The sequence below is a fragment of the Nocardioides daedukensis genome, assembly GCF_013408415.1.
GTDB classification, from domain to species: domain Bacteria; phylum Actinomycetota; class Actinomycetes; order Propionibacteriales; family Nocardioidaceae; genus Nocardioides; species Nocardioides daedukensis.
Genome location: NZ_JACCAA010000001.1, coordinates 2,058,678 through 2,070,671 on the forward strand (window position 1 = coordinate 2,058,678; position 11,994 = coordinate 2,070,671).

7 protein-coding genes are annotated in these 11,994 nt (G+C 69.4%); 3 read left to right on the top strand and 4 right to left on the bottom strand.

Annotated features, from left to right (window positions below):
• Nucleotides 1–10: 10 nt before the first annotated feature.
• The 3 genes from BJ980_RS10215 to BJ980_RS10225 all read right to left on the bottom strand — a co-directional run bounded on the left by BJ980_RS10215 (nt 11) and on the right by BJ980_RS10225 (nt 8,074).
• Nucleotides 11–985, bottom strand: coding sequence for an AAA family ATPase (locus BJ980_RS10215; protein WP_179502190.1), 975 nt, complete (start codon nt 983–985; stop codon nt 11–13).
• A gap of 43 nt (nt 986–1,028) precedes the next feature.
• Entirely contained in the window at nt 1,029–7,283 is a 6,255-nt protein-coding gene (locus tag BJ980_RS10220) for an Ig-like domain-containing protein (protein WP_246280236.1), read from the bottom strand.
• Between the two features lie 143 nt (nt 7,284–7,426).
• Nucleotides 7,427–8,074: a TrmH family RNA methyltransferase gene (locus BJ980_RS10225; protein WP_179503851.1), complete on the bottom strand. Its 648-nt coding sequence runs from the start codon at nt 8,072–8,074 to the stop codon at nt 7,427–7,429.
• A 98-nt stretch (nt 8,075–8,172) separates the two neighbouring features.
• Here BJ980_RS10225 and BJ980_RS10230 point away from each other — a divergent pair, with 98 nt between their 5' ends.
• The 3 genes from BJ980_RS10230 (at nt 8,173) to BJ980_RS10240 (ending at nt 10,778) form a co-directional block, all read left to right on the top strand.
• A complete protein-coding gene (locus tag BJ980_RS10230; RefSeq protein WP_343047773.1) occupies nt 8,173–8,823 on the top strand; it encodes a DedA family protein in 651 nt (216 codons plus the stop codon).
• A 43-nt stretch (nt 8,824–8,866) separates the two neighbouring features.
• A complete protein-coding gene (locus BJ980_RS10235) occupies nt 8,867–9,553 on the top strand; it encodes a DedA family protein (RefSeq protein WP_343047774.1) in 687 nt (228 codons plus the stop codon).
• A gap of 61 nt (nt 9,554–9,614) precedes the next feature.
• Nucleotides 9,615–10,778 (top strand): pyridoxal phosphate-dependent aminotransferase, encoded by a 1,164-nt coding sequence (locus tag BJ980_RS10240; RefSeq protein ID WP_179502192.1) that lies wholly within the window; start codon nt 9,615–9,617, stop codon nt 10,776–10,778.
• Here BJ980_RS10240 and BJ980_RS10245 read toward each other — a convergent pair.
• Entirely contained in the window at nt 10,753–11,988 is a 1,236-nt protein-coding gene (locus tag BJ980_RS10245) for a hypothetical protein (protein WP_179502193.1), read from the bottom strand. The two genes, BJ980_RS10240 and BJ980_RS10245, sit on opposite strands and share 26 nt — an antisense overlap.
• Nucleotides 11,989–11,994 lie beyond the last annotated feature (6 nt).

Below are 11,994 nucleotides of genomic sequence, written 5' to 3' on the forward strand. Positions count from 1 at the left end.
GTATGTCGACTCAGGCGTCGGCCCCGCGCAGCTGCGGCGCGGGCACGGTGGCGACGATCCGGGCGATGACCGACTCGGACGTGGTGCCGGAGAACTCGGCCTCCGCGGAGAGGACCAGTCGGTGGCACCAGACCGGGACGATCAGCGCCTTCACGTCGTCGGGGGTGACGTAGTTGCGGCCCTGGGCGGCCGCGAACACGCGCACCGCCCGGACCAGCGCGATCGCGCCCCGGGTGGAGACGCCCAGGGAGGTCTCGGGGTCGGTGCGGGTCGCCTCGGTCAGCGAGTGCACGTAGTCGATGACGCCGGGGTCCACGTGGTTGTCGCGGACCAGGTCGATCATCTGGGTCACCGCCTCGGCGGAGATCACCGGGGACAGGTCCTGGGTGCGGTCGGGGCGTGCGGAACCGCTGAGGATCTCGCGGGCGGCATCGCGGTTCGGGTAGCCGACCGAGGCCTTCATCAGGAAGCGGTCGAGCTGGGCCTCGGGCAGCTTGTAGGTGCCGGCCTGCTCCACCGGGTTCTGGGTGGCGACCACCATGAACGGACGACCGACGTCGTGGCGGACGCCGTCGACGGTGATCCGGGACTCCTCCATCACCTCCAGCAGCGCGGACTGGGTCTTGGGCGAGGCGCGGTTGATCTCGTCGGCCAGCACGATCGAGGCGAAGACGGGGCCCTTGTGGAACTCCCACGTGCTGGTCCCCTGGTCATACATCGTGACGCCGGTGATGTCCGAGGGCAGCAGGTCGGGGGTGAACTGGATGCGGCTGTTCGTGCCCTGCACGGTGGCGGCCATCGCCCGGGCCAGGGCGGTCTTGCCGGTCCCGGGTGCGTCCTCGAGGAGCAGGTGCCCCTCGGCGAGCATGGTGACCAGGGCCAGCCGGATCACATCGGTCTTGCCCAGCAGGGCCTGTCCGATGTTGTCGGTGAGCTTGGCGAAGGTCTGCTCGAACCAGGCCGCGTTCTCCTCGGTCATCGGCATGTGGCGCTCCTTGCTGGCGGGTCGGGTGGGGTGGTGGACGGACTCAGGGCTTGTTCTGGCGACAGATGTTGGCCGGCTGCCCGCCGGGTGCGGCGCCCACTCGGCTGGCCGGCGCGCCGTCGATGCCGCGGCGGCCCTTGAGCTTGCTCTTGAGGTGACCGCTGGCATCGGCCTTGGCCGCGCTCTCGTGCCAGTGCGTGACACCGTCGTCCACGCTGCCCGAATAGGTGATCGGGCACCAGATAGTGGAGCCGGGCTCGGCCTCCCAGGCCTCCACGCCGATCCAGTAGCAGTCGGCCCAGCAGTTGCCTGAGGGCACCGGAGCGTCGCCTGCGTCATAGATGTTGGAGCGGAGCTTGAAGCTGGTGCCGCTGGCCGAGTCCGAGCGGCTCGCGACCGACGGGTCGCCCGAGCCGGTGGAGGTGGTCACGGTCACCTTCAGGGTGACCGACTGGTCGTCGCCGCTGGTGGTCACCTTGTGCGAGCCGGATTTGCTGCCACCGGACCCGCTCGGGAAGCCGCCGTTGCCGCTCCAGGAGCAGTTGCGGCCGTTCGAGTTCACTCGCCAGTCGAAGGTGACGCTGCGATAGCCCGGGCGCGGGTTGGAGACGTCGACGGTGCACGGGCCGAAGGTGTTGACCGAGACCTGGCGCCGGGCGCTGTCGGCCGAGCCGCCCCCGACTGAGGAGTTGGCGTAGGTCTTCGCCCAGACCTCGACCGTGTTGCCGGTCCCGTTGCTCAGCCCCGACACGGTGAACTCGTGGTGCCCGGTGCCGGACTTGATCGCCGAGGGCCCAGTGCGGTTGGTGTAGAACTCGACCGAGTCGGCGTTGTTCATGTTCTGGCTCGAGTAGTCGAAGGCGACCTTGGCCTGACCCGAGACCCCGGTCGGGGTCACCTTCAGGTTCTGCACCGGGTCCGGGGTGGTGGCACCGGTGACCTTCGCGGTCGAGGTCGACCACGGTCCCCAGCCGTCGATGCCCCGCTTCTTGTCCGGGTTGGCCCGGTTGAGCAGACGCACCTGGAACTGCTGGTCCCGGCCTCCCCCGGCCAGGCTGAGCCGGCACGAGGTTCCGGTGGCGGGGCCCGAGCAGGCCACGACCGCGCCGCCGGTACGACGTACCTGGAAGTCGGCGACCTGATGACCGCCCGCCTCGGGTGTCCACGACAACTGGGCCGAGGGATCCGCGTCGGGCGCATCGGCGACGATCGCCACCGCGGTGACGGTCGGCTCGGCGTTGGGGTGCTCGGAGACCACCGGCGACCAGGCGCTCGCGCCGGCGGTGCCATGGGGATCGGCCTCGGCGGCGTTCACCGCACGGACCTTGATCTTGTACGTCGTGCCGTTGGTCAGGCTGGCCAGCGTCTCGCGCAGGTCGGTCCCGGCGTCGATGATCCGGCCGTTGGAGGAGACCTCGAAGCGCTCGACCGGGGAGCCGTCATAGTCCGGCATCGACCAGGTGACGTGCAGCGAGGAGTCGTCGAAGGAGACGGCGACGTCCGTGGGCGTGGCGGGCACGTAGTCCGGCACCACGTCGCGCGACCAGGGCGATGCTGCCTCCGACTCGCCGACCTCGTTGATCGCGAAGACCCGGAATCGGTAGGAGTCGCCGTTGGTCAGCCCGGTCACTGTGTGCGTGGTGCGCGCGCCCTGGATGGTGGTCTCGCCGGAGTCGCCGCCGGAGCTGGTCCAGGTCAGGCGGTAGCCGGTGATCGGGGCACCGTTCGGCTCGGCGCCGCTCCAGTCGACCTCGACCTGGGCGTTGCTGGCGTCGGCGCTGATCGAGGTCGGCGCGGCGGGGCGACCCCGGACGTTGAGGCTGATCTGGCCCTGCACCTCACGCTCGGCCAGGCCGGTCGCGTCGGCGAGCACGTAGGTCATCCGGACAGTGCCGTTGAAGTCCTTGCCCGGGGTCGCGGTGACCACTCGGTCGTTCAGCTCGACGGTGGCGTCGCCCGCGACCACGTCGGGCCCCTTGACCACCGTCACCGGCTCGCCGTCGGACTCGAACGGGTTGCTGGTGACGTAGTCGTCGAGGTCGATCTCGATCGGCTCGCCCGACTCCGCCGTGAGCTGGGCGTCGCGTACGGCGATCAGGTCGCGGGTGGACTCGACCACGGTGACGTTGGCAGTACGACGTACCGGCGCGGTCTTCTGGTCGCTCACCGAGAGGTCGAACTGGTATTGACCCGGGCCGGTGCCGCTCGAGGGCTGCACGGTGATCTCGCCGCCCCCGTCGGAGATCTCGACGTCGAGGCCCGACTCGACCTCGTCCACGGTGAAGGTGAGCTTGTCCTGGTCCCCCGGATCGGGGTCGCTGGCCAGCAGGTCGAGATCCCCGGTCCACGGCTCGCCGGTCGCAACGGAGATCGCAGGCACCCGCAGGTCGGGCTGGGTGTTGCCGTTGGCATTGACGAAGATCGGCAGGGTCACCGTGCTGGTCAGCGCGTCCGCGTCGTCGGAGTCGGCGCCGTCGGAGACCACGGCCGAGACCGAGGTGGGGCCGTGGAAGTCGCTGGCCGCGCCGAAGGTGATCACGTCGTCCGCGGTCTTCAGCTTCGACCCGTCGTGGCCGGGCCCGGGGATGATCGCCTCCGAGAACGGCAGCGTGGGCGTGCGTCCTTCGCGGACCACGACGTAGTCGTTCAGGTCGATCTCGCGGCTGGTGCCCGCGTCGATCTCGATCGGGAGCTCCGCGCCTGGCTTGATCGCCGGGCGGCGGGCGGCCTCGGTGTCGGAGCCGGGCACGACCACGATCGCGGTGCCGACCTCGCCGTCGGGGTCGGTGAGCCGGTAGGTGACCAGCTGGCGTTCGGGCAGCACCGGGATGTCGAGCTGGCCGTCGCTGGTCACCTCGATGCCGGCGTCCAGCAGCTCGGGAGCAAGCTCCGGGGTGAGCTCGCCGATCGCACCGTCGGGGTCCTCGTCGTTGGCCAGCACCTCGGCGGTGATCCGGGTCTTGGAGATGATGTCCGCGACCGGGATCCGGTCGTCGCGCGCGATCGGGGGCTGTGCGGGCGCGTCCTTGCGGACCTTCACGACCAGGTCGGCGGTGCTCTCGGCGCCGAGGTCGTCGCGGATCGTGTAGCGGTAGGTGAGCGTCGACTCCTCGCGCGGTGTGCGCAGCTTGATCCGCCCGTCCTCGACCTCGGCGGGGGCCGAGGGACCCTCGACCTGCTCGATCCCGTCGATGATCGCCAGCGCACCGCCCTCGGGGTCGATGTCGTTGGCGGTGACCGGGACTGCGAGCACCCGGCCGGGGCGTACGTCGCGCTCGTCGGTGATCGCGATCGGCGGCAGGTTGTTGCTCGGTGGTGCGGCGATGCCGATCCGGACCTCGCCGGTGCCCTGGCGGCCGAACTCGTCCTCGACGACATAGCTGAGGGTGTCGGTGCCGCGGTTCTGCTCACCGGAGGCCGCGGTGTAGACGATCGAGCTGCCGTCGAAGGTGATGCTGCCCTTGCGGGGCGCGTTCTCGATGTCCAGTCCCACCAGGGAGACCGAGTCACCGTCGGGGTCGACGCCCTCGAGCGGCACCGGCATGATCACCTCGCCGCCCTGGACGAGGCGACCGGTGAGCGGCTCGGGGCGCGGTGCGGCGTTGGAGCCGCTGGTCGGGGTGATCGAGAGCTCGACCGTGGCGCTGTGGGTGCGCTGCTCGGTGTCACGCACGGTGTACTGCACCCGGGCCAGCCCCGAGTCACCGGTGGCCCGGAACCGGACCTTGTTCTCCGAGACCCAGGCCTCGCCCAGGTTGGCGCCGCTGCTGACCGCACCTTCGTCGAGGGGCATCACGGTCAGCGGGAGGTCGGTGGGCGAGAGGTCGTTGTCGAGCACGTCCACGGTGACCACGTCACCGCTGCGGACCACGGCGGCGTCGTCGGCAGCCACCGGGGCGTCGGGGGTGCGCGACGGGTCGAGGACCACGGTCACGTTGCCGGTGCCGGTCAGCGAGCCGTTGCCGACGTCATAGGTGATCGTGACCGACTGGCCTTCCTCCATGCTGACGTCGGAGAGCTTGATCGACTCGTGGTCGACGACCTCGGCGGTGATCTGGCTGTTCTGGCCGACGTTGACCGACTCCACCACCAGCACGCCGCCGAGCGGGTCGGTGTCGTTGGTGAGTACGTCGACCAGCACCTCGCCGCTGGGCGGGAGCACGGCCAGGTCGTTGTCCGGGATCGGCTGCGCGTCCCGCGGTGCGATGGTGTCGACGCGGACCACGCTGGTCGCGCTGGCACTGCCGTCGGTGACGGTGTACTCGATGTAGTCGGTGCTGCCCGGCTTCGTGCCGGTGATGGTCAGGCTGTCGTCCGCGTTCTGCTCGACCTCGAGGCCCTCGGGGGTCCGGCCGGCCAGGGAGAAGTAGAGCTCGTCGCCATTGGGATCGAGGTCGTTGTCGACCGGCCGCACGGTGACCGAGTGATCGCCCCCGTCGTCGCGGGCCAGGGTGGTGACGTAGTCGGCGTTGGCCACCGGCTTGGCCTTGCCGTTGACCGGCAGGACCGTGGTGGTCAGGTCGACGGTGTGGCTGCCGTTGAGCTTGCCGTCGGTCAGGGTCACCTTGATCTTGCGGTCGCGCGGCAGCCCGGAGCGGCCGTCGTCGCGGACCTGGATCAGCCCGTCGGGGCGATAGGTCCCTGAGAGCCCCTCGGGGAACTCGACCTTCGAGACCCAGAACGGGTCGCCGTCGGGGTCGACCCATTCGGAGATGATGTGGTGCTCGCCGGTGCCTCGGGACCGGATCGTCATCGCGCTGTCCCGCTCGGGGACGAGCTGCTCGACGTGGCCATTCTGCTGCTCGCCGCGGACGGTGAGCGAGACCGTCGCCTCGGCGGTGCCGTTCTCACGACCGTCGTCGGCGGTGTAGGTGAAGCTGGCCTTGCGTCCGGCACGCGCATCGGAGTCGACGCTGATCCGCACCGCGCGACCGTCCCGGACCGGCTCGAGGCGGCCGAGCCCCTTGACCTCGCGGTCCTTGACCGAGGCGACCAGGATGTCGCCGTCCGCGTCGAGGTCGTTGGCCAGCACGGGCAGGGTGATCGACTCGCCGGGCCGGACGCCGAAGTCGTCGTCGCGCGGCTCGGGGGTGGTGTTGTGCTCCGAGCGCTCGGCGACCGCGACGGTCTTGTCCTTCTTGTCGTTCTCGTCCTGGTTGAGGTTGGCCAGGACGGTCTCCCAGTCGGAGATCTCCTGCATGTTCTCGTTAACCAGGAAGATGTCGCCGTTGGTCGGGTCGTTGAGCACGACCACGTCGCGGTTGGTGCGGAAGACGAGCTCCTGGCTGGTCTTCAGCTGCGGGTACGCCGTCACCGCGACGTCGTCCGCGTCGTCGGCGCAGTCGCGCAGATAGGCACCCGTGCCAGCCCACGCGGCGTACACGCAGTCGCCGACGCTCACCGGGGCGACCGGGGTGCCACCGGCGGGAGCCTCGAGGGTCGTGGTCCCCTCGCCGTCGAGCTGGACCTGGACCAGGCCGGAGGGTCCGGCGAGCGCGACCACACCGGTGTCCGCACCGGGCTGCTGCACCTGCAGCGCGCCCGCATCCGAGAGGTCTTCCTCGTGGTCGGGCCAGGCGATCCAGCCGCCGTCCGGGTTGAAGACGACGCCGGTGCCGCCGACCGCGGTCATCTGCAGGTCCTGGAGCTCGAGGTCGGAGATGTCCGGCGTCGAGCCGACCTTCTCGACCAGCCACTCGCCGTCCTCGCGGCGCAGGTCGCGCAACGTGCCGTTCGGGGCGACGGTGTGGATCACGTCGTCCTTGCCGGTGACGGCGCGAACCCCGACGGTGCCCTTGAGTACCGGCACCGCGGACTCCGCGTCGAAGCTGGCGACCTCACCTGCGGGGACGGCCCAGACCTTGCCGGCGTTGGGGTCCGAGATCGCCACCACGTCGCTGCCCTGGCTGGCGTGCGCGCTGTCGGGGAGGTTGGCCGGGGTGGCATCGGTCGCCCAGGTGGCGGTGTCGACGGCGCTGAGCCTGGTGCCGCCGGTGGACAGGACCACCGCGTTGGCCTCCTGGGACAGGTCGAAACCGGCGCCGGGGATCGACGCGGTGTTCGCGTCGAGCTGCCGCGAGGGGTAGTTCAGGTGCGCCGCGACCTGCAGGCCGTTGAGGTCCTCGTTGGTGACCCAGACGCCGCCGTCGTGGAGCTGGAGGTCGGCGACCTCGGTGCCGTCATGGAGGATCGCCAGCGTGGCCAGGGTGACACTGAGCGCGGAGAACGCGACCACCGTGCGGTGGCGGGCTGACGGAAGGAAGCGGGCTGAGGGACGGAGCCGGCGCAACGAGCCCATCACGCCCGAGACCTGCCCGCCATCGTCAATCCCCCCGATTGCTACCCACCCGTGGTATTCGCTCCGGGGTCAGGTTAGTTCAGATGTCGGCCCGGGCGAAACGCCAGCAGTCCGCTGCGTCTCGCCATCGGCCGTACGGCGGATCACCCGCGCCAGGCGGCGTCGCCGGACAGGTCGGCGTACTCCCTGATCCAGGTGTGCATCGCGATCGCCGCGGCAGCCGAGGCGTTGATCGAGCGGGTCGAGCCGAACTGCGCAATCGAGAAGGTCCCGTCGACCACCTCGCGGGCCCCTTCGGAGAGTCCCGGGCCCTCCTGGCCGAAGAGGAAGCAGACCTCGCGCGGCAGGGTCATCGTCTCCAGGTGCGCGGAGCCCGGCAGGTTGTCGATCCCCAGCAGGCGCACGCCCTTGGTGTGCAGGTGGGCAGCCAGCTCCGCGGCCGACTCGTGGTGGCGCACGTGCTGATAGCGATCCGTCACCATCGCCCCGCGCCGGTTCCACCGCTTGCGTCCGACGATGTGCACCTCGGCGGCCAGGAACGCGTTCGCGGTGCGCACGATGGTGCCGATGTTGAAGTCGTGCTGCCAGTTCTCGATGGCGACGTGGAAGCCGTGCCGACGAGTGTCCAGGTCGGCGACGATCGCCTCCATCGTCCAGTAGCGATAGCGATCCACGACGTTGCGCCGGTCGCCCGCCGCGAGCAGCTCGGCGTCATAGACCTCGCTGCCCGGACCCGTCGGCCACTCGCCGGGCCAGGGACCGACGCCGACCTCGTCGGGCCCGTGCGGCATCGGGTCATAGGGCGCGCGCTGCTCCTGGTCGTCCACGGGCAGAGGGTACGTCGATCCTTCTGTCCCGCGATTGGTGCGGGGCAGATAACGTTCACCGGGTGACCGTGGACCCCTTGATGTTCGGCATCGACTGGATGGACTTCGAGTGGTGGCTCGAGATCTTCGGTCCCGCCCTGTTCTGGGTCTGTCTGGGCATCGTCTTCGTCGAGTGCGGCCTGCTCTTCCCGTTCCTTCCCGGTGACACCCTGCTGTTCAGCGTCGGGCTCTTCCTGGCGACCGGGAAGATCGAGATCTTCGACGCCGATCCCCTTGCCCAGCTGGTCGTCGCCTGCCTGCTGCTGACCGCTTCGGCGTTCGCCGGCAACGTGGTCGGCTACGAGATCGGGCGCAAGATCGGCACGCCGCTCTATCAGCGCGACGGACGATTCATCAAGCGCAAGCACTTCGACCAGACCAGGGACTTCTTCGACCGGCACGGCAGCAGCGCCCTGGTGATCGGACGCTTCGTGGCGTTCGTGCGGACCTTCATCACGGTGGTCGCGGGCGCCACGCAGATGAACCGACGCCGGTTCTGGCTCTGGAGCTTCATCGGCGCCGTGGCCTGGGTGGTCAGCGTGACGGCCCTGGGCTACTTCCTGGGCAAGCGGTTCCCCGCGCTCGGCGACAACATCGACCTCGCACTGCTGCTGATCATGGCGATCTTCGCGGTGCCGCTGATCGTGGAGTGGCGCAAGTCCCGCAAGGCGTGAGCAGGACGCTGAGCTTTCACCGGCTCCCGCTACCCTTCGTCGGGTGAACCCGGACCTGTTCGAGCCCCTGCTCCTCGGCATCAAGTGGATGGACCCCGAATGGCTCCTGGCGGAGTTCGGGCAGGAGATGTTCTGGGTCTCCATCGCGATCGTCTTCATCGAGTGCGGGCTGCTGTTCCCGATCCTCCCGGGCGACTCGCTGCTGTTCAGCGTGGGCCTGTTCATCCACCGCGCAGGTGCCGGCGAGGCCGGCATCGACGTCAACATCTTCGTCGCCTGCCTGGCGCTCTCGATCGCGGCGTTCCTGGGCAACGTGACCGGCTATGAGATCGGCCGGGCGATAGGACCGAAGATCTATGAGAAGCGCGGCAGGTTCCTGAAGCCTGAATATTTCACCAAGACCGAGGTCTTCTTCGACAAGCACGGCGCCAAAGCCCTGGTCCTGGGTCGCTTCGTGCCCATCGTCCGCACGTTCATCACCCTGGTCGCCGGTGTCGGCAAGATGAACCGCAAGCACTTCTTCGTCTGGTCCGCGGTCGGCGCGGTGCTGTGGGCCACCGGGATCACCCTGCTCGGCTACTTCCTCGGTGGGATCGAGTTCCTGCAGCACAACATCGAGGCCGCGATCCTGGTCATCGTCTTCATCTCGGTCCTGCCGATGCTCTTCGAGTGGTGGAAGCACCGTCGCGAGGCCATCGAGCTGATCGACGACGTGACCGACGACCTCTGATCCACTCGAGCTGAGGCTCGCGCCTGGGCCCACGTCTGGGATGTCGGCCTAGAGTCGGGACATGGCACGCCACGCAGATCGACTCGACGGGATCCCGCCCACGATCTTCACCGAGATGTCAGCGCTCGCGATGCGCACCGGCTCGGTCAACCTGGGCCAGGGCTTCCCGGACCAGGACGGACCGGCCTCGGTGGTGGAGCGCGCAGTACGAGCGCTGCGCGACGGGGACAACCAATATGCGCCCGGCTCGGGTGTCCTGGCGCTGCGTGAGGCGATCGCCGCCCACCAGCACCGGCACTACGGCATCGAGCTCGACCCCGGCCACGAGGTGGTCGTCACCACCGGGGCCACCGAGGGGATCGCAGCTGCGCTGCTGGGGTTGGTCAATCCCGGCGACGAGGTGGTCGTGCTGGAGCCCTACTACGACTCCTACCTGGCGATGATCGCCTTCGCCGGAGGGGTACGCCGTCCGGTCACCCTGCGCGGGCCCGACTACCGACTCGACGTCGAGGCGTTGCGGGCGGCGGTGAACGAGCGCACCCGGGTGATGCTGATCAACACCCCACACAATCCCACCGGCACCGTGCTGACCCGCGCGGAGCTGCAGTCGATCGCCGAGGTGGCCATCGAGCACGACCTGGTGGTAATCACCGACGAGGTCTATGAGCACCTCACCTTCGAGGACCACGAGCACATCCCGTTGGCCACGCTGCCGGGGATGGCCGAGCGGACCCTGACCCTCTCCAGTGCGGGGAAGATGTTCTCCTTCACCGGTTGGAAGATCGGTTGGGCAACCGGCCCACGCGAGCTGACCGGCGCGCTGCTCGGCGCGAAGCAGTGGCTCTCGTTCTCCAGCGGCAGCGCCCTCCAGCCGGCCGTCGCGCACGCGCTGGACAACGAGTCAGGGTTCTACGAGTCGCTGCGGGTCGACCTGCAGGGACGTCGTGACCAGCTCTGCGCCGGGCTGTCCGCCCTGGAGATGGAGGTGCGGGTGCCCGAGGGCACCTACTTCGCCTGCACCGACGTGGCGGCGTACGGCTGGAAGGACGCGCACGAGTTCTGCCTGGCCCTGCCCGAGCGGGCCGGGGTGGTGGCGATTCCGGCGCAGGCGTTCTATGACGACCAGGACGAGGGGCGGCACAAGGTGCGTTGGGCGTTCTGCAAGGAGGCCGACGTGATCGCCGACGGGCTCGCTCGGCTCAGCGCCGCCGACCTTCACGCCTGAGACGCGTCTGGTCGCGGAACCAGTCGCTGGCCGAGCGCCGGGTCAACGCATAGACCACGTAGACGCAGGCGGCCGCCACCAGGAGCAGGAACGGTGAGGCGAAGGCCATCAGCAGGCCGAGCAGTCCCGCGCAGGCGGCGGAGATGACCAGCAGCACACGAGCCCAGTCCTGACCCCGGATCACGAAGATGGCGAGTGCGGCAGCACCGAGCGCCCAGGCGACGAAGATCCCCGCCATCGCGATCGTTGCCGCCTTGACCTGCTCGAGGGTGAGGCCGGAGTCCTCGAAGCGCGACTCCTGCTCATACATCTCCTTGAGCAGGTCCGGCGAGCCCAACATCGCGATACCAGCCAACAGCGCGCCGACGGCGACAGTGCCGGCGCAGATCCAGGTGGCCAGGCAGGCGCGGAGCACGTCGGTGGGTCGGGAGACGGGGGTGTGCTGTCCCCACTGCTGCTGCCACTGCTGCTGAGCCGCCTGGTGCTGCTCCCACTGCTGCTGACCCGGCTGGGTCAAGGTCTGGCCCGGCTCGCCGCCGTGTGCACCGGAGACCGGCTCGTCGGGCTGCTGGCCGGTTGCGGACGACGTACCGAAGCCCGACCAGGTGCGCGGGCCGTCGCCGGAGTCGCCGGGTGCGATCGGGCCGGGCGGCACCTGGTTCGGCCCGAAGGACTGCTGGTCCCCCTGCTCGTTGCCGTGGCCGTTGCCCTGGCCCGATCCGCCCTGGCCCCAGACGTTCTGGGGCTTCTGCGGAGTACGACGCTCGACCGGTGCGGCGGCGATCCCGTTGAACCAGTCGCGAGACGGCTTGGTCCACAGCATCACGGCGCAGACCGCGACCAAGGAGGAGAGGAAGCCGCCGGTGACCAGGCCGGCAAGGAAGAGCGGGACCGCGGCGACCGAGAGCCCGATCCGCGCCGGCTTGTCACGCTGGAGGACGAAGATGCCAAGGATTGCCGCGGCGGCGGCGCTGGCTCCGGCCACCATGGCTGCGATGTTGATGAACTCGAGGGCCTGCTCGAGCGAGACGTCCATGCCCTTGAACGGTTCCTGGGACAGGGTCTCGGTGACCCGCTCGCGGTGGTCGATGGTGCGCAGGTTGCCGACGACCTCGAAGGCGTCGAAGACGACGAAGACGGATCCGACGATGGCCACCCAACCCGACAGGGTCACCTGTGGCGGGCGGGGCAGCTTCTTGGCATCGCTCATGGTTCA

What these genes read in the sequence shown, in the direction of transcription:
- BJ980_RS10215 (WP_179502190.1), bottom strand. Translation starts at nt 985, where the DNA reads ATGCCGATGACCGAGGAGAACGCGGCCTGGTTCGAGCAGACCTTCGCC.
- BJ980_RS10245 (WP_179502193.1), bottom strand. Translation starts at nt 11,988, where the DNA reads ATGAGCGATGCCAAGAAGCTGCCCCGCCCGCCACAGGTGACCCTGTCG.
- BJ980_RS10240 (WP_179502192.1), top strand. Translation starts at nt 9,615, where the DNA reads ATGGCACGCCACGCAGATCGACTCGACGGGATCCCGCCCACGATCTTC.
- BJ980_RS10220 (WP_246280236.1), bottom strand. Translation starts at nt 7,283, where the DNA reads ATGGGCTCGTTGCGCCGGCTCCGTCCCTCAGCCCGCTTCCTTCCGTCA.
- BJ980_RS10225 (WP_179503851.1), bottom strand. Translation starts at nt 8,074, where the DNA reads ATGCCGCACGGGCCCGACGAGGTCGGCGTCGGTCCCTGGCCCGGCGAG.